This window comes from Humibacillus sp. DSM 29435 (assembly GCF_001758225.1).
Lineage (GTDB): Bacteria > Actinomycetota > Actinomycetes > Actinomycetales > Dermatophilaceae > DSM-29435.
In genome coordinates this window covers 68,432-85,919 of record NZ_MAST01000014.1, presented here as the reverse complement: position 1 = coordinate 85,919, position 17,488 = coordinate 68,432, and the positions used below count along the sequence as shown (strand labels likewise).

Here is a 17,488-nt window from a genome sequence, read left to right as displayed (position 1 = left end):
CCAGCGACGCCGGAGGAGGAGCCCATGTCGTCGTAGCCCGGGCTGCTGCTCAGCTGATGCCGAGGTGGTGAGCCACGCGGTCACCGCCGATCTCGCGCACGAACACGGGGTCGCCCACCACGACGAGCTGGTCAGTGGCGCGTGACATGCCGACGTAGAGCATCTCGCGGGCCCGTTCCGGCTTGGTCGAGTTCACGCAGAGCACGACCGCACGCCGCTCCAGCCCCTTGCAGCCGAGCACGTGACCGTAGAAGACGTCGTCGTTCTCCCAGAACGAGCGCCAGTAGCCGAGGTGGCCGTCGTTCTCCTGTCGCTCCTTCTGGATCGGGTGACGGGACCCCATCGTGAGCAGGGCGATGTGCTCCGGCCGCCACCCGGCATCCAGCAGCCGCTCGACCTGGTCGTCGCCGGTGTCGACCACAGCGTCGCTGGCGCACGGCACGAACGTGACGTCGGAGCCGTCGCCGCCCCTCAGCTGCATGCGCATCGGCGCCAGCGGCCCGAAGGCGCGCGCGATCTGACGGGTGTTGCGCAGGTTGTGGTCGAGCACCAACGGCACGAGCGGCACCGGGGGCTGGCCGAAGCGGGCGAAGATCCGCTGGTTCTCGTCGCTGTAGACGTAGAGGCCACCGGTCTCGGGGTCGCGCAGAGCGGCCATCAGGGGCTGCCACCAGTGGTCGGCGAAGTCCTGCGCCTCGTCGACGATCACGGCGTCGAAGCGCTTCCCGTCGGGAAGGTCGTGGGCCCGCTCGGTCATCCGCTCGGCGAGCTCGCGCTCCCAGAACGACGCGTCGTTGCGGTCGTGCGAGGTCGTCTCGACGCCCCACTCGTTGGCGAGCGCCTCGAAGGAGCCGACGAAGGCGGGCCGGTGGTTGCGCGGCGCACCGGCCAGCTGCCGCGAGAAGTAGCAGCTGAGGCCCAGCGAGTAGCAGACCAGGGCCACGCGTTGCGGCTTGCGGTCACCCTGGCCGCGGGTCAGATCTTTCGCCTGCGTCAGGGCCAGGATCGTCTTACCCGAGCCGGCTCCCCCGCGAATCTCTAGCCGTGGCAGCAACCGCGTGATCTTGAGCAGGGTCGCCTGTTCGAGGGTGAGCCGGTCGGCGGCGGCCTCACGCTCGTCGGCCTCCGCGGCGACGTCATAAGTCGGTAGGCAGCGCCCGGTGAGGATCTCGAGGATGAGGTCGACGTCGTCCTGGCTCGGCACCCGCTGGTCGTTCTCCTGCCGTGCAGCCACGTCGCGGATGCGGCCCGCCAACGCGTCGAGGTCGCCCCGGCCACTGATCATCCACCGCGGACAGTCGGTGGTGGCGAAGTCGTCGTGCAGGTCGGTGTACGGCACGACGATGGCGTGCCCCCACCGCACCCGGCTGTGCTTCGACCGCCATCGCGGGTCCTTCTCGACGAACTCTCTCAGCACGTACTTGCCGTCACGGCACTGTTCGACGGGGCGCACCGGGTGCCGACGACCACCACCGCCGGTCCACCACCGCCCCTGCTCGTCGACCGAGACGCTGCCGCCCTTGACCTCGACCACGACGATGCCGACACCGGGCATGAGTACGACGAGGTCGAGCTCATGGTCTTTCAGCTCGGAGGTGAGCCGCAGGTTCGGTACAAGCAGCGTGTCGGGGCCCACGGTCGCCGCCAGCCGCTGCCAGACGAGTCGCTCCGACTCGTGCTCGAACTGTGGCGTCTCCCCCGTCACGACCATGCCCAGACGGTAGCGAGCCCCTTGCTCACCCGCACCCCAGACGCAGGATGCCGTTGGGCCGGCGATCACTCGCTGGCCCAACGGCATCCGGTGCATCGGTGGTTCGGTGCTTCGGTGCTTCGCCATCAGCTGCCGACGGAGACGCGCTCCTGCCTGACGGCGGCGGGGGCAGCGGCGACGGCGGCCAGCAGCTCGTGACGGATGCGCAGCTGCACGACGGCCACCCGGGCCAGCACCATGGTCAAGGCCCAGATGACGAAGAACGGGGCGATGACGGCGAAGTCGACGTGGTGGCTGATCATGAAGGTGCCGAACTCGTTGCGGGCCCAGAGGTTGTTCTCGACAAGCCAGATGAAGATCAGCCGGGCGGCCACGGCGACGAGCCAGACGGCGACGAAGCCGAGACCGCAGATGGTGTAGGCCTTGCCGGTGAGGCGGTCGACCTCGACCCGGGTGGCTGCGACCGCACCGGCCGCGAAGATCAGGCCGACACCGACCGCGGCGAGATAGACATTGACCGACGTGGCGTCGGTGGGCGCCCCGGCGAGGTAGCCGTACCCGACGAGCACGACCATGATGACGGGCCGCAGGGCGCTCATGGTGCGGTTGGCGCGGCGGCCGAACTGGGTGAGCATGACGACGGCGAAGATGCCTCCGCTGATGAGGGCGGCCTGGGCGAGGTCTGACATGGTGACTCCTTGGGCTGTGGTCTCCCGCTCGGGAGAGGGTCTGTGGTGTGGCGGTCGGTGCGCCGTTGCTGCTGATAACCAGACTCGTCGGATCGGCAGCGCCGCGAATCGGCCTGCGAGTGGAGACCGGATGGAGAGGGAGTGGAGACCGGGTGGAGACGCGATCTCCACCCGCGTCGAGGGATCTCTGTGTCCCGACGGACCACCGGGTTTGGAACACTGAGGCCGTGACCGAGCAGCTCAAGAGATGGGTGCGCCCCCAGATGCCGCCGAGCCCCACTGGGGCCGGTGAACCGACCCTCGCGGTCCAAGGGGTGCTCGCCGTCGCCACGCTGGCCCTGTCGCTCGCCACCGTGACGCCGCTCGGGATCACCGGAGCCGGCCTCTGGGGCGCACTGCTTCTCGCGGGCAACGTCGTCGTGTCGGTGGTGCGGATGCGCACCCCGGCTCAGGCGGGCGAACGCCGCCAGTTCGCCATCGCACTCGTCGGCGCCGTCGCCGCCGGACTGCTCTACGCCCACGACCCGGCCAGCTGGGGCGTGGCCTACGCCTACGTCGTGGCCATCAGCGCCGGTAGCCGGTTGGCGACGCCGCGCGCCATCGTCGTGGCGGCACTCGTGTCAGCAGTGGGAGTGCTCGGGCTGGTGCTGCACCCGAACATGGCCGACTTCCCGCTCTGGCCCCCCCTTACCGCCGGGGCCTGTGTCGCCTTCGGTATCGCCCGGCGCAGCCGCGCACAGGCGCTGGAGACGATGGGCCGGCTCGTCGAGCAGACCCAGCGGGCAGCCGAGTCCGATGCCCACGCGGCCACCCTGGCCGAGCGGGCTCGGGTGGCGCGCGAGATCCACGACCTGCTCGCGCACTCACTCTCGGGGGTCAACCTGCAGCTCGAGCTGGCCGACGCACTGTTCGACAAGGGCCGCGCTGCCGAGGCTCGCGACCGGGTGCGCTCGGCGCGGAGCCTCGTCGTCGAGGGCCTGGTCGAGGCCCGCCGCGCGGTCGGCGCCCTGCGGGAGGACACCATCGATCTGGTACCCGCGCTGGAGCATCTCGTGGCGGGGCACGGCGAACGGCTGCACGTCGTCGGCGTGGTTCCCGACCTCGGCACCGAACGAGCCCAGACGGTCATCCGGGTGGCCCAGGAGGCACTGACCAACGCCCGCCGACACGCCCCCGGCGCCCCGCTGCTGGTTCGGCTCGAGAGCGACACCCTCAGCAGCCAACTACGGCTGATGGTCGTCAACGCGGCACCGGACCGGGCGGCGGAGGCCGCACCCGACTCAGCGCGGCCGGCATCCGTCGGAGGTGGGATGGGCCTGCTCGGCATGCGAGAACGTGCTGCACTGGTCGGAGCCACGGTGACGGCGGGCCCGGTGACCATCGACGACGCCCTCGACCCACGGTGGGCCGGCGGCTGGCTGGTGCGGCTGACGCTGGTCGTTGCGAAGCCCGGCGCCCCTGGCTCCTCCGACCGACCGGAAGCGAAGGAGATGCCATGACTGGCAAGACGATTCGGGTGGTCGTGGCCGACGACCAGACCGTCATCCGCGAGGCGCTGGCCATGATGCTCGACCTCGAGGAAGACATCGATGTGGTCGCCGCTGCCGAGAACGGCGAGGTCGCCGTCGAGCGCGTTCTCGCCCTGCGGCCTGACGTGCTGCTCACCGACCTGCGGATGCCGGTCATGGACGGCGCCGCGGCCACGGCGCAGGTGGCGGAGCATGCGCCCGACACTGCCGTCATCGTGCTGACCACCTTCGACGACGAGACCTCGATCCTCTCGGCGCTGCAGGCCGGAGCGCGTGGCTACCTGACCAAGGATGCCGGCCGTGGTGAGATCGCGGCCGCGATCCGAGCCGCCGCTGCAGGTCAGTCGGTGCTCGACCGGGCCGTCCAGGCCCGCCTCGTGTCGGCCGCCGTCAGCCGGTCGGTCGGTACGTCGATGGCCGAGCAGCAGCCATCCGCAGGCTCGGCGGGTGCGCCGCCCGCGGCCACCGATGGGCTGACCCCCCGCGAGAGCGAAGTGCTGGCCCTCATCGCAGAGGGCCTCAGCAACCGCGAGATCGCTCGCCGGCTCTTCGTGAGCGAGGCGACGGTCAAGACCCACATCAACAACCTCTTCGCCAAGGCGCACCTGCGCGACCGGGCGCACGCCGTCAGCTACGCCTACACCCACGGCCTCGTCACGCCCTGAGCGTTCGCGACCTCGCGCGGCATCCGACGTGCTCATGCCGGACATCCGGGACAGCAAACGTGTATCACGAAGCGCCTCGACGCCTCCGTGGTTGTACGTCTCGTCGCCGTTCGCTCAGCCCTGCACAGAAGGAACTCCATGAAGATTGCGATCATCGGGGCCGGTTTCTCCGGCCTCGCGACAGCCAAGGTACTCACCGCCCTCGACCACGACGTCACCGTCTACGACAAGACGCCCGACGTCGGTGGGGTGTGGAGCGCGACCCGTCGCTACCCCGGACTGCGCACGCAGAACAACAAGGGCACGTACGCCTTCTCCGACCACCCGATGCCCGAGGCCTATCCCGAGTGGCCCAGCGGTGAGCAGGTTCAGGCCTATCTCGAGAGCTACGTCGCTCGTTTCGACCTGTCGTCCACGCTCCGGCTCGGCACCGAGGTCACGAGTGCCGTTCCCGCCGACCCGGGCGGCTGGGACCTGCACACCGCCACCGAGTCCACGCACTACGACCACCTGGTCGTGGCCAACGGGATCTTCTCGACGCCGTTCGTGCCGCAGTATCCCGGCGAGGAGCAGTTCCGGGCGGCCGGTGGCGAGATCGCCCCGGCGGGTGAGCTGCGCGACCACACGGCCACGGCCGGTCGCCACGTGGTGGTGGTCGGCTACGGGAAGTCGGCGTGCGACGTCGCGGTCGAGGTGTCGAAGACTGCCTCGTCGACCACCGTCGTGACCCGGGAGCTGCTCTGGAAGCTGCCGCGCAAGCTGGGCGGAGTGCTCAACTACAAGTTCCTCATGCTCACCCGTCTCGGCGAGGGGCTGTTCCGCTACCGCCGCGTGTCAGGGGCGGAGCGGGTGCTGCACGCCCGCGACTCGACGGTGGCCAACGGCATGCTCGGCAGTGTCGGTGCCGCCACCGTGCGGCAGCTGGGGCTGGCCGACCTCGGGCTGGTGCCGAACGGCAGCTTCGGTGACATCGCCCGCAGCACCGTCAGCCTGGCCACCGAAGGCTTCTTCCCGGGGGTGCGGGACGGCTCGATCGCCGTGGCCCGTGACTGCGTCATCGACCGTCTCCAGGTGGTCGACGGGGCGCCGCACGCCGCGCTCTCCGACGGACGCGTCGTGCCCGCCGATCTGGTGCTCGCCGCAACCGGCTTCCGCCAGGTCGTGCCGTTCCTGTCCGAGGAGGTGACTGGTCAGCTTCTCGACCCGAACGGCGACTACCTGCTCTACCGACAGATCCTGCCGATCGGGGTTGCCGACCTGACGTTCAACGGGTACAACTCCTCGCTCTTCTCACCGTTGTCGGCCGAGATGTCGGCGGTGTGGATCGGTTCGCACCTGGCCCGGGCGCACCGCGTGCCATCCCCCGAGGCGGCGCGCCGGCACGTGAGCGAACGCCTGGCCTGGATGAGGCAGCGCACGCACGGAAAGCACGCCCACGGCACCAACGTCATTCCCTTCTCGCTGCACAACATCGACGAGGTGCTGGGTGATCTCGGTCTCGACGTCGGGGGCGCCCGGAAGGCGCTGCAGTGGCTGCTTCCCGTGTCACCGTCGGCCTACGCCGGGGTCACCCCTCGCCTCGTCGCCAGGCTGGCGACGGAGCCGGCCACTGCGGATCCGCTCGCTCTAGACGTCGAGAGGGCGACGATCGTCGCCTGACGGTCATCCACCGAGCAGCATCCGGCGGCCTGCACGCTGCGACTGCCGTGCAGTGGTGGGGCGCCTTGGTGTCATCAGAACGTCGCTAGAAATTCGCTCACTTCCGCGCGGTTTCGCTCACTTCTGTGCCAAGGTGGGATCGTGCGTTATGCGAGACATCGCGCGATTGTCGACGAGGTAAAAGGTGGGGCCGTCTCGGTCCAGTCCCTCGTCGATCGGTTCGGCGTGAGCTCGGCCACGATCCGCCGAGACCTGACCGAGCTGGCCCACGCGGGCGTGGTGCGGCGGGTCCACGGCGGCGCCGCACCCCTGCCGTCGAGCGAGCCCGAGGTCGACCGGCCCTACGACGAGGTGGCCGACGACGCAGCCATCGAGAAGCAGGCCATCGCCCGGCGGGCCGCTCATCTCGTGCGCGACGGCGACACCGTGCTGCTCGACATCGGCACGACCACCGGCGCTCTGGCCCGCGAGCTGCGGGGGCGCGCGGTCACCGTCATCACCCCCAGCCTCGCCGTGCTCGACGAGCTGCGCAGCGACCCGACCACCGACGTCATCGTGCTCGGAGGGTTGTTGCGCCGTCGCTACCACTCCCTCGTCGGCCTGCTCACCGAGGACGCGCTGCGCCAGGTCCACGCCACCACCGTCTTCCTCGGCACGAGCGGCGTCGACGCGAACGGCTGGGTGCTCGACACGACGTCGGTCGAGGTGCCCACCAAACGGGGCCTCCTCCAGGCCGCCGACCGAGTCGTGCTGCTCGCCGACCACAGCAAGTTCCCCGGTCAGGGGTCGATCCGCGTGTGCGGTCTCGACTCCGTCTCCGTGCTGGTCACCACCGACCTCGCCGACCACAGAATCCTCGAGACCGCGCGAACGCGTGGCACGGAGGTGCTCCTGGCCTGACCGGCCGGCTCCCGCCTGACCCCCCACCCACATCCCACCCGTGACCGAGGAGGCCACCGCATGAACGCCATAGCCAGCCACTACCCGTCGCAGCATTCCGGGCGTCACCCACATCGCCGTCGCGGCCTCGTGCTGGCCCTGTCTGCCACGCTCGCCGTCACGACCTTCGCGGCCTGCGACCGCACTAGCGGGTCCCCGGCGAGCCCGACCCAGAACGCGAACGCCAAGGACGTGACGCTCGCCATCACCTCCAACTCCATCGCCGGGGGCAAGAACGCCGACGAGGCCGACTGGTACAAGAACTACGTCATCCCGAACTTCACCAAGGCCCAGAAGGCCAAGGGCGTCAACGTGACGCTCACGTTCCAGCCGTCCGGCGTCGACGACGAGCAGTACAAGACCAAGCTGGCCCTCGACCTCAAGAGCAAGTCGGGCGCCGACATCGTCGCGCTCGACGGCATCTGGGTCGGCGAGTTCGCCCAGGCCGGCTACATCAAGCCGCTGAGCGACGTCGTGGGCTCCGACGTCACCACGTGGGAGGGCTGGTCACAGATCCCCAAGGCCGTGCAGGCCAACTCCTCCTTCGAGGGCAAGACGTACGGCATCCCCTCCGGCACCGACGGGCGCGTGCTCTACCTCAACAAGAAGCTCTTCGCGAAGGCGGGTCTGCCGACCGACTGGCAGCCGAAGTCGTGGCAGGACATCCTCGACGCCGGCGCCAAGCTCAAGTCGCTACCCGGCGTCGACCCGATCCAGATCAACGCCGGCACGGCGATGGGCGAGGCCACCACCATGCAAGGGGTGCTGCCGCTGCTGGCCGGAGCCGGCACCGAGATCTACTCCGGGAACAAGTGGCAGGGCAACACCAAGGCCGTTCGTGACGTATTGACCTTCTACCAGACGCTGGTCAAGCAAGGTCTGGAGAACACCGACTTCCAGCAGGCGGCCAAGGGCCGCGACGAGTCGTTCGCGGCCTTCGCGAAAGGCAAGATCGGCATCCTGCTCGAGGGCGACTACTTCTGGCGCTCGGTGATCAACCCGAAGAACGGGGATGCCGCCATGGCCACGCGTGACTCCGACGTGGGCTGGGCGGCCATCCCGTCGCAGCAGCCGGGCACCGGCATCGGGGGCAGCGACACCGTGTCGATGTCAGGTGGAGGCGGCTACTTCCTCAACCCCAACACGAAGTACCCCCAACAGGCCTGGGAGCTGTTGCAGTTCCTCGGCTCGGCCGACGCCATCAAGGCCCTGCTCGGTGGCACGGCGCGCATCACCGCCCGCCAGGACGTCAACACCGAGGTGCTCTCGACCGACCCGCTTCTGACGTTCATCTCCGAGAAGGTGCTCCCCGTGACGCACTACCGGCCGGGCCTGGCGGTCTACCCGCAGGTCTCGCAGGCGCTGCAGCAGGCGACGGCCGACATCGTCTCGGGCAAGAGCGTCGACGACGCCGCCAAGGCGTACCAGACTGCGGTCGAGAAGGCCGTGGGGGCCGACAAGGTGTCGGCGTCGTGACACCTCCCCGGTACCCACCTCACAGGGGGGAGGTGGGCACCGGGTGAGCGCGGCGACGATCGACGCTGCTGGGCTGGGGCGACGGCGCGCCATGTTGCTGGTGGCGCCCGCTCTGATTCTCATCACGGCCTTCCTTGTCATTCCCGCCCTCTGGACCGTCTACCTCGGCGTCACCGACTACCGGCTGACCGGCATCCAGGCGGCCAACCCGCAGTTCGTCGGGCTCGACAACTACCGCGCGGCGCTCGTCGACCCGGCGTTTCGCAACGCGCTGTGGCTGACACTCGTGTTCGTGTTCGGGTCGGCCATCGTCGGGCAGACCGGCGCGGGCTTCGCCCTGGCCTGGACGCTGCGCTCCGTGCCCAAGATCGTGCGCACCGTCGTGCAGACTCTCGTGCTGCTGGCCTGGATCCTGCCCAGCTCGATCGTCGCGTTCCTCTGGGTGGCCTACCTCTCGCGCGACGACGGAACCCTCAACGCCATCCTGCACACCGGCGGCACCGACTGGCTGCTGGCCCACCCCATGCTCTCGATCATCGTCTTCAACACCTGGCGCGGCACGGCGTTCTCGATGCTGCTCTTCTCGGCGGCGCTGGGTGCGGTTCCCCCGAGCCAGCTCGAGGCCGCCCGGCTCTCCGGGGCGGGCACCTTCGCGCAGCTGCGCGACGTCGTGGTGCCGCACATCCGCGGACACGTGCTGACCAACACGCTGCTCATCAGCCTGTGGACCTTCAACGACTTCTCGCCGTACCTGCTCACCGCCGGCGGGCCGAACCACGCGAGCGAGGTGCTCCCGGTCTTCATCTACAACGAGGCACTCTACGGCGGCCAGCTCGGCTACGGTTCGGCCATCTCGTTCATCATGCTCTTCATCAACCTCGTCATCGCACTGTTCTACGTGCGCCTCCTCCGGGAGCGGCGATGACGCCCCGCACCGTGCTGCGTCGACTGGCGCTCACCGCCTTCCTGTCGATCGCCACGGCCTTCTGGGCGTTGCCGCTGCTCTGGCTCGTCACCGCGCCCTTCGACCGCCGACCGGGCCTGACCGTGTCGTGGCCCGACTGGACGCTCGAAAACTTCCAGCGCCTGGCCGAGAACCCCTACGCCTTCTCGTCGTTGAAGAACTCGGTCATCCTCGCCGGCGGGTCAATGATCGGGGTGACCATCCTCGCCGCCCTGGCGGCCTACTCGCTGTCGCGCGTGCGCATCCCCGGGCGCAACGCGCTGCTCTACGGCCTGCTCCTGCTCAGCTCGATCGTCACCGGTACCGCCGCCATGGTGCCGATCTTCCAGCTGATGTTCTCGCTGAACCTCATCGACGACCGTTCCGGCGTCATCCTCGTGTTCATCGGTGGCCTGCTGCCGGCGGCCATCTTCATCCTCAAGGACTTCATGGACGCCACGCCGAAGTCGTACGAGGAGAGCGCCCGGGTGTTCGGGGCCAGCTCGATGCAGGTGCTGCGCCACGTGATGCTGCCCATCGTGCGACCCGGCCTGGCCACCATCGCGGTCTGGACGCTCGTCAACGTGTGGAGCGACTTCCTCATCTCCTACATCCTGCTGCGCGACCCGGCGAAGATCCCGGCCGGCGTTGTGATGTACACCTTCTACTCCGAGGGCGGGCAGGCGAACCTGCCTCTCATCTCGGCGTTCTCGCTCGTCTACGCGCTACCGGTGGTGGCGCTCTACCTGTTTGTCAACCGCCGCTACGGCTTCAGGTTCCACGGAGGCATCAAGAGCTGATGGCCAGTATCCACATCGACGGTCTCACGAAGGTCTACCCGGGGGGCGTGACCGCCATCGACGGGCTCGACCTGACGATCGAAGACGGCTCGTTCTTCGCGCTGCTCGGCCCGTCGGGCTGCGGCAAGACGACGCTGCTGCGCACCATCGCCGGTCTGGAGGCCGTGTCGGCCGGCACCATCCACATCGCTGAGCGCGACGTCACGGTTCTGCCCCCCGGCGACCGCAACGTCGCCATGGTCTTCCAGGACTACGCCCTCTTCCCCCACATGAGCGTCAACGAGAACATCGCCTACCCCTTGCGCATCAAGAAGACCGGACGCTCCGAGCGCACCCTCAAGGCCACGGAGACCGGCACGGCCCTGGGCCTCGAGGCCCTGATGGAGCGCCGCCCGGCCGAGCTGTCGGGTGGCCAACAGCAACGCGTGGCCCTGGCCCGGGCGATGGCCTGCCAGCCGTCGGTGTTCCTGCTCGACGAGCCGCTGTCGAACCTCGACGCCCGACTGCGTCTCGAGGCACGCAGCTTTCTCAAGCGTCTGCAGCGCGAGCTCGGCGTGACCACCGTGTTCGTCACACACGACCAGAGCGAGGCCCTGGCGATGGCCGACCAGATCGCGGTGATGGAGAAGGGCCGCATCCGCCAGCTCGGCACGCCGTCAGAGATCTTCCGCAGCCCGTCCAACACGTTCGTGGCCAACTTCATCGGCTCGACCCCGATGAACCTCCTCCCGGGCGTGCTGCGCGGCGGAACGCTACGGGTGGGCAGCGCGTCCGTCGGGCGTGAGGCCGCCGGAGAGCTGGCCGCCTGGTCGGCCGGCGCCGTCGACTCCGGCGAGGTGACCGTCGCGTTCCGGCCCGAGTACGCCCGGGTCGACGGCGACGGTCCGCTCCGGTTCACGGGCACCGTCGAGACCCTGGAGAACCTCGGCGCCAGTGTGCTGGTCACCGTTCGTACCGGCGATGACCAACGGGTGCAGGCCGTGGTGCCGGAAGGCGAGGAGGTCGACGTGGGAGCCGGCGTGCACGTGGCACCCGTGCCCGGTCGCATCCTCGTCTACGACGCCCGGGGAGAGCTGTTGCGCCCGTGAGCGGCACGGTGCTGGCGACCGTCAACCGGCAGTGGCGGCCCAGCGACCGCGCTGAGCAACAGATCCGCGAGGTGGAGGTCGACGTGCCCTCGGGGTGTGCCGCGCTGGAGGTCGAGCTGTCGTATCCCGCTGATGCCGGAGACGGCGCTGCCGGCGCTGCCGTGCTCGATCTCGGGCTCGAAGGCCCGGCCGGCTACGTCGGCTGGTCGGGTGGGGCCCGACGCCGGTTCGTCGTGTCGGAGGGCTGGTCGACGCCGGGTTACCTGCCCGTGCCGGTCGAGGCCGGCGTCTGGCGGGTGCTCGTCGGGTTGCACCGGGTGCCGCCAGGGGGCGCCACGATGACGCTCACCGTGCGGTCTGTGAGAGCGGATGCCGTTGGGCGGGCTCGCGAGGCCGAACCGGCCGACCCTCCCCCGCGCGTCCGGCCCGACCAGACGGACCGTCGCCGAAGGCTTCCCACCGTTGACGGGCTCACGTGGCTGGCGGGTGACTTCCACTCTCACACAGTGCATTCCGACGGTTCCTTGTCGATCGGTGCGCTGGCGGCGCTGGCCGCCTCACGCGGTCTCGACTTCCTCGCCGTGACCGACCACAACACGACCAGCCACCACGCGCACCTGCCGGCGGCCGGCCACGCCCACGGCATCCGGCTCCTTCCCGGTCAGGAGGTGACCCGCGACATCGGTCACGCGAACGCCTTCGGCGACATCGGCTTCGTCGACTTCCGCCAGCCACCCACCGCCTGGGCCGCCGACGTGGCGCAGCGCGGCGGCATCCTCTCGGTCAACCACCCGCTCGCGGCCGACTGCGCCTGGCTCTCGCCGCTCGACCAGGCGCCGGTAGCCGAAGTGTGGCACTCGTCGTGGGCTCAGGTGCCGTCATGGGGTGCGCCCCTGGCGTGGTGGCTGCTCACCCCAAGCACCACCCCGATCGGCGGCAGCGACTTCCACCAGCAAGGCAGCGACGCCCTGCCTGGGTCGCCGACGACGTGGGTGCTCTGCAACGCAGACGGCGACGGCGACGGCGTGCTGGGTGGGTTGCGGGCCGGGCGCACGAGCGTCAGCACCTCGGTCGACGGCCCGCTGCTGCTGCGTGACGGTGACGAGCTGGTGGCGGTCGACGCCGACGGCCTGCTGCTCACCGGTGCCGGCCAGGCACGGCGCCCCGTGGTCGGCGACCGGGTGCGGCTCGGCGCACCGGAAGGGCCCTGGTGGCTCGAGGACGACCACCGGGTCGTGCACGCTCTGTGCCGCTGACCACCAATGCCACTGAACTTCAATGCCGCTGAGCTCAAACGCCACTGACCCCTGTGCGGCTGACCCCCTCTGCTGCTGAGGCAGTCGCTACCCGAACGGCACCCCGACGTCGACGCACAGGGCGACGATCTGCCACGGGCCCAGCGGCATGGTCACGACGCCGTCGGTCACCTCGACCGGATCGCCGGGCACTCCGCGCCCCGACACCGTGAACGCCCGCTGTACCGGCCGGTCCGGTGACCCCACCACCACCACCGTGGGTTCGTCGGAGGCGTTGAGCACGCGCACCTCGACGGCAGTGTCATCGTCAGAGCGGCGGCGAAGCGACAACAGGTCGACTCCCCGGCCGGTGACCGGCAGCCCCGCTACGCTCGCCAGTGGGGTGTCGGCAGGCGCCGAGCCGGCACGCACGACCACCGGGTGCAGCAACCCCTCGACGGCAGCCCCGAGGTCGGCCTGCCCCCAGTCACCGTTGTGAGGCATGACGGCCACGGTGGCCCGGCACGGGCCCAGTACCTGGGCGTTCGGGGTCGGCAGCTGCGGCCCGGCGGGCTCACTGCGGTAGGGATGCACGTTGCGGCTCAGGTAGCCGATCGAACGCAGCAGGGTCAGGGCGATCTCGGTTCCCGAGGCGGCGTCACCGTCCACCACCTCGTACTCCATGGTGCGACCGAGCAGAACGCCAAGCCCCCCGGCGTCGACGAACGTCTCGGCCGGGAAGGTCGCAATCGGGTACTCCCCGACCGGGCCGGCCTCTGCGGTGCGGCCCCGGTGCACGACGGCCAGCTGGCCCTTGGCGTGCGAGCCGTCGGCGGGCCGGGCCGTGGGCAGGTGCAGTCGCAGGCGGTGGTCGCGCGAGCGGTTCTCCCACTCGAGCGCGAGCCGTACGAACGGCTCGCCCTGCCGCAGCTCGACCTCCATGGTGACGAGCGTCGACTCGGTGGTGCTCGAGCGGCCGGACAGGTCGCTCGAGGTCGGCAGCTCGTAGCGCCGGTCGACCCTCAGATGCCCGACGACCGGGCCGACCTGACCCGGCGCGGTGACGGTCACCTCCGTGGGAGTGCCGACGAGCACGTCGTGGAGCGGCGGGCCGTAGTTGTAGGAGTCGCCCCCGTCTCCCCCGTCGACGAGACGAGCCACCCGCTCGACCGTGACTCCGTCCGCCGTGACGGAAAGGGTGCCGTCTTCGGCGACCCTCACCGCGACGAGGCCGTTGTCGAGGGTGCGCGCGTCGCGACGCACCGGCTCGCCGGCCGGCGCCGGCGCCCCAGCCACGGGCCTGATGGCCGCCCATCCGAGGGCGGGAACGGTTACCTGCGCGGCCAGGCGGCGCCGGGGTTCGTCACGGGTCACGACGACCCACTCGGTGTCGGTGCCCGCGGCCTGCGCCGCGGCGCGCAGGCGCAGCTCAGCCGCGATCGCGTCGAAGGCCGGGTCGCCCTGGTCAGCCAGCAAGAACGTCAGCTGTCGCAGTTCGGGCTCGATCTCGATGCCACGCACCTGCAGCCCGAAGAGCTCCCGGTCGTGCACCCGGTGCATCAGCCGGGGCAGGTCCGTGGAGCGGACCCGCTCTCGCGCCAGCTCGGCCGTGGGACGTGAAAGCTCTTGCGCTGGAACGAGGCTGCCGTCGGGAAGGGCGAATGCGACATCCGCCCACTCGTCGGGCACCGGAACCGTGACGTCGACCATGTCGGTGCGCACGTCGGGCGACGGGTTGGCCACGACGAGGGAACCGGTCGGAGCTGCCGCGACCGCTGGGGCGAGCGCACGGTCACGCACGGCCTGGGCGGCGTGCTCGGCCTGCTCGAGGCGGGCCAGCACCTGGCCGGCGGTCTCGTCGACGCCGCATCCGGTGACCGAGTCGTGACAAGAGGAGTCGACGACGCCTCGCCAGGCGAGGTCGAGGTAGTAGGCGGGCAGGGTGGGCAGGAACAACGAGGAGAAGGGCTCGGCGTAGCGCGCGAGCAGCCGTTCGGTGCGGGCCATGGCCTCCTTGAGCTGCCAGCGCACCGACAGCACCCCGGGGAGGATGTTGGCGCGGGCATGACTGCGCAGCTCTCCGTCGACCACCCTCAGCTGCGCGAGCGGATGGCGAGGCGAGGCGAGGTACTCGGTGAGGGTCGCCACCCGCACGTGGGGCCCCTCAACGTCCGCGTTGAGGTCGGCCACCTCGGCCATCAGGCTGGGCAGCGGTGCGGCGTGGTCGGTGCCGTACATGGCCAGGAACTCGTCGTCGTACCAGCTCGACTGGGTGCCCAGGCGTTCGGCGAGGCGGCGTCGCGCGTCACCGGCCCCGAACACGTCAGCGGCGTTGCCGTAGCTGTTGGCGAGGAACTCGGTGCGGATGCCGCTGCCGTCGGGTGAGCGCCAGCAGAACTCGTGCTGGTCGACCTCGGCGGGCACGCCCCGGTAGACCACGGCCTGCTCGATGCCGACGTGGCGCAGGATCTGCGGCATCTGGGCGCAGTGACCGAACATGTCGGGGAGGTAGCCGATCGCCATCACCGGGCCCAGCCGTGCGGCGTCGGCCCATCCGATCTCGAGGTTGCGAATCATCGTCTCGCCCGAGCAGAGAAACTCATCCATCAGCACCCGCCACGGCCCGATGGCCAGCTGCCCGCTCGCGGCGAGGGCCCGCACGGCCTCCGTCTGGTCGGGGCGCACCTGAAGGTAGTCGTCGACGGCGGCCATCTGCCCGTCCATGGTGAAGCGGAAGTCGGGCTCGCGAACGGCCCTGGCGACGACGTCGTCGAGGAGGTCGACAAGGCGCAGACGGAAGCGTTGGAAGGGCTCGTACCACTCCCGGTCCCAGTGGGTGTGGGGCACGAGCCAGACCCTGTTCGTCATGACTCCCGATCATGGCAGGTGGGCCCGGCCGGGGCGCGTCGGAAGCTCCCATGGTTCGCCTGCTGGCGGCCCGGCGGGGTGAGCGCTGCCCACGTGGTGGACATTTGGGACGTCGGGTGTCACCGATGGCCCACCATCGGGAACTGCCTCGGTAGCGTCAAGCGTTGCTGGGTCAGTGGCGACCCGCGGGTGGATACGGGTGGACACGGGTCGACACTGCGGAATCTTGAAGTTGGCTTGAACGTTGACGAAGGTGACGGCAGGTGGGCCAGGTGCCCGCCCGTGACGAGGAAGAGGTGCACTGTGAGGCGCAAGAAGTACGAGGAGTTCGAAGAGGACAACGGCACCGTGCTGCGCTACGCCCGCCACGAGAACGGCGGCGGCTCCGTCGAAGTGAACGCCCAGGTCGACCCCACGGCCTACGTCGCCGCGTCCGCCTACGTCGATCGCGGCGCCACCGTCGGGGCTGGAGCCCGCATCGGCGTCGGCTCGTGGGTCGACCACGACTCCGTGGTGTGCTCCGGGGCCGTGATCGGTTCGGCTGTTCACGTTGGAGCCGGCGCAGTCATCGGCCGGGGCGCCAAGCTCGGTGCCCGCGTCAAGGTCGGCGACAACGCCCACCTGTGGGACAGCGTGAGCATCGAACCCGACGAGGTCATCTCCGACGGGGCCGTCATCCGTCAGGGTGCTCGCGACCAGCGCGCCGCCTGAGGGGTAGTCAGCGCACCACCATGACCGGGCAGGTCGCGTCGTGGATGACGCGGTGGCTCACCGAGCCGAGCAGCATGCCCGTGAACCCGCCGTGCCCGCGGGATCCGACGACGATGAGACCAGCCGTCGCACCGAGGTCGGCCAGCGACTGACCGGGGTCGCCGTAGAGCACCTCGGTCATCACGATGACGTTCGGGTGCAGCGCCCCCACGCGGTTCGCCGCTCGGGTCAGCGACCGCTCGGCGTGCTCGCGCAGAGCGTGCGTCTCCTCTGTGCCACCCTTGGCGGTCTCGAAATAGGCCCACGACTGCATGGATAGTGGGTGGGCGACGCTGACGATGTGCAGCCTGGCGCCCTCCCGCTCGGCGACCTTGGCGGCGGCGTCGACGGCGCGAGCAGCCGCGTCCGAGTCGTCGGTGCCGACGACGACATCATGGTCGGGCCCGGGCCTCGGCGGCGGCGGCGGGCCGCCCGGACCTCCACCGGCCGGCCCGCGCACGACGACGACCGGGCAGTGAGCATGTGCAGCAACGGCGTACGAGGTCGAGCCGAGCAGGCCCGCGAGGATTCGACCCCGGCCCCGACTGCCGACGACGACCAGGTCGGCATCTCTGGACGCCTCGATGAGCTGTGCAGCCGGGCTCCCGAACCAGTACTGCGTCTTGATCTGCGCCGTGTCGAGGGTGGCCCCGGCGAGAGCCGCGCCCTCGTCGACCAGCGACTTCGCGGCGCTCTCGACCGACGGGTCGAGCTGAGAGATCTCCATCGCCGGAAACGCGGGCACCGTGGCGAGGTTGACACTGTGCAGCAGGGTCAGGCCGCAGCCCTGCCGCCGGGCCGTCTCTGCCGCCCATTCGAGCGCGGGCTGCGACCCTGGTGTGCCCTCGTATCCGACGACGACACCGTGAGTGGTCCGCGCGTGGCCGTTCATGGTCAACACCTCTTCCGTGGGTCGGCCCGAGCCCCTGCTCCGGGCACCCCCATCGTCTCGCCTTGTGCCGCGTGAGAGAGCAGCTTTGTGACCACTCAGACAACACTCAGACGGGCGGCCGCGGATGCCGCTGCAGCTCGTCATCGGGGCAGCCGCAGGTCCGCGTCGAGCAAAGCTAGTCAAGCGTCTCGAGCAGGCCGCGGGTGGAGCTGACGGGAGGACTACTGGGGGACAGGGCCTTAGG

General features: G+C 70.1%; 14 protein-coding genes. 10 read left to right on the top strand and 4 right to left on the bottom strand.

Translation table 11 applies throughout. The features are described from left to right. Positions 1-49 precede the first annotated feature (49 nt). Both BA895_RS11795 and BA895_RS11790 read right to left on the bottom strand, forming a co-directional pair. Positions 50-1,711, bottom strand: coding sequence for a nuclease-related domain-containing DEAD/DEAH box helicase (locus tag BA895_RS11795; RefSeq protein ID WP_070192121.1), 1,662 nt, complete (start codon positions 1,709-1,711; stop codon positions 50-52). A gap of 125 nt (positions 1,712-1,836) precedes the next feature. Next, positions 1,837-2,400: a hypothetical protein gene (locus BA895_RS11790; protein ID WP_070192093.1), complete on the bottom strand. Its 564-nt coding sequence runs from the start codon at positions 2,398-2,400 to the stop codon at positions 1,837-1,839. Between the two features lie 227 nt (positions 2,401-2,627). On the opposite strand from BA895_RS11790, the gene BA895_RS11785 reads away from it, so the two are divergent. The 9 genes from BA895_RS11785 to BA895_RS11745 all read left to right on the top strand — a co-directional run bounded on the left by BA895_RS11785 (position 2,628) and on the right by BA895_RS11745 (position 12,755). Then, on the top strand, positions 2,628-3,899 hold the full coding sequence (locus BA895_RS11785; protein ID WP_070192092.1) for a sensor histidine kinase: 1,272 nt from the start codon (positions 2,628-2,630) through the stop codon (positions 3,897-3,899). After that, positions 3,896-4,594, top strand: coding sequence for a response regulator transcription factor (locus tag BA895_RS11780; protein WP_070192091.1), 699 nt, complete (start codon positions 3,896-3,898; stop codon positions 4,592-4,594). Before BA895_RS11785 ends, BA895_RS11780 begins: the two co-directional genes overlap by 4 nt. Positions 4,595-4,732: 138 nt before the next feature. After that, positions 4,733-6,253: an NAD(P)/FAD-dependent oxidoreductase gene (locus tag BA895_RS11775; RefSeq protein WP_070192090.1), complete on the top strand. Its 1,521-nt coding sequence runs from the start codon at positions 4,733-4,735 to the stop codon at positions 6,251-6,253. 141 nt (positions 6,254-6,394) lie between these two features. Further along, positions 6,395-7,153: a DeoR/GlpR family DNA-binding transcription regulator gene (locus BA895_RS11770; RefSeq protein ID WP_217493887.1), complete on the top strand. Its 759-nt coding sequence runs from the start codon at positions 6,395-6,397 to the stop codon at positions 7,151-7,153. A 60-nt stretch (positions 7,154-7,213) separates the two neighbouring features. Further along, on the top strand, positions 7,214-8,668 hold the full coding sequence (locus BA895_RS11765; protein WP_083283263.1) for an extracellular solute-binding protein: 1,455 nt from the start codon (positions 7,214-7,216) through the stop codon (positions 8,666-8,668). 43 nt (positions 8,669-8,711) lie between these two features. Then, a complete protein-coding gene (locus tag BA895_RS11760; RefSeq protein WP_070192087.1) occupies positions 8,712-9,593 on the top strand; it encodes a carbohydrate ABC transporter permease in 882 nt (293 codons plus the stop codon). Continuing rightward, entirely contained in the window at positions 9,590-10,411 is an 822-nt protein-coding gene (locus BA895_RS11755; protein ID WP_070192086.1) for a carbohydrate ABC transporter permease, read from the top strand. Before BA895_RS11760 ends, BA895_RS11755 begins: the two co-directional genes overlap by 4 nt. Further along, positions 10,411-11,499 (top strand): ABC transporter ATP-binding protein, encoded by a 1,089-nt coding sequence (locus BA895_RS11750; RefSeq protein ID WP_070192085.1) that lies wholly within the window; start codon positions 10,411-10,413, stop codon positions 11,497-11,499. The genes BA895_RS11755 and BA895_RS11750 overlap by 1 nt, the downstream gene beginning before the upstream one ends. After that, positions 11,496-12,755, top strand: a complete 1,260-nt coding sequence (locus BA895_RS11745) for a CehA/McbA family metallohydrolase (protein ID WP_217493886.1) — start codon at positions 11,496-11,498, stop codon at positions 12,753-12,755. Before BA895_RS11750 ends, BA895_RS11745 begins: the two co-directional genes overlap by 4 nt. Positions 12,756-12,842: 87 nt before the next feature. Here BA895_RS11745 and BA895_RS11740 read toward each other — a convergent pair whose 3' ends face one another. Continuing rightward, the gene (locus BA895_RS11740; protein WP_070192084.1) at positions 12,843-15,602 is read right to left on the bottom strand and encodes a glycoside hydrolase family 38 C-terminal domain-containing protein; all 2,760 of its coding nucleotides are present in this window, start codon (positions 15,600-15,602) and stop codon (positions 12,843-12,845) included. A gap of 303 nt (positions 15,603-15,905) precedes the next feature. On the opposite strand from BA895_RS11740, the gene BA895_RS11735 reads away from it, so the two are divergent. Beyond that, the gene (locus BA895_RS11735) at positions 15,906-16,313 is read left to right on the top strand and encodes a hypothetical protein (protein ID WP_070192083.1); all 408 of its coding nucleotides are present in this window, start codon (positions 15,906-15,908) and stop codon (positions 16,311-16,313) included. Positions 16,314-16,320: 7 nt separating this feature from the next. Here BA895_RS11735 and BA895_RS11730 read toward each other — a convergent pair whose 3' ends face one another. Further along, positions 16,321-17,244, bottom strand: a complete 924-nt coding sequence (locus BA895_RS11730) for a universal stress protein (protein WP_070192082.1) — start codon at positions 17,242-17,244, stop codon at positions 16,321-16,323. Positions 17,245-17,488 lie beyond the last annotated feature (244 nt).

Bases quoted from the DNA above. Each gene is read 5' to 3' on its own strand.
- BA895_RS11750 (WP_070192085.1), top strand. From the start codon at position 10,411: ATGGCCAGTATCCACATCGACGGTCTCACGAAGGTCTACCCGGGGGGC.
- BA895_RS11795 (WP_070192121.1), bottom strand. From the start codon at position 1,711: ATGGTCGTGACGGGGGAGACGCCACAGTTCGAGCACGAGTCGGAGCGA.
- BA895_RS11730 (WP_070192082.1), bottom strand. From the start codon at position 17,244: ATGAACGGCCACGCGCGGACCACTCACGGTGTCGTCGTCGGATACGAG.
- BA895_RS11740 (WP_070192084.1), bottom strand. From the start codon at position 15,602: ATGACGAACAGGGTCTGGCTCGTGCCCCACACCCACTGGGACCGGGAG.
- BA895_RS11790 (WP_070192093.1), bottom strand. From the start codon at position 2,400: ATGTCAGACCTCGCCCAGGCCGCCCTCATCAGCGGAGGCATCTTCGCC.
- BA895_RS11780 (WP_070192091.1), top strand. From the start codon at position 3,896: ATGACTGGCAAGACGATTCGGGTGGTCGTGGCCGACGACCAGACCGTC.
- BA895_RS11775 (WP_070192090.1), top strand. From the start codon at position 4,733: ATGAAGATTGCGATCATCGGGGCCGGTTTCTCCGGCCTCGCGACAGCC.
- BA895_RS11765 (WP_083283263.1), top strand. From the start codon at position 7,214: ATGAACGCCATAGCCAGCCACTACCCGTCGCAGCATTCCGGGCGTCAC.
- BA895_RS11755 (WP_070192086.1), top strand. From the start codon at position 9,590: ATGACGCCCCGCACCGTGCTGCGTCGACTGGCGCTCACCGCCTTCCTG.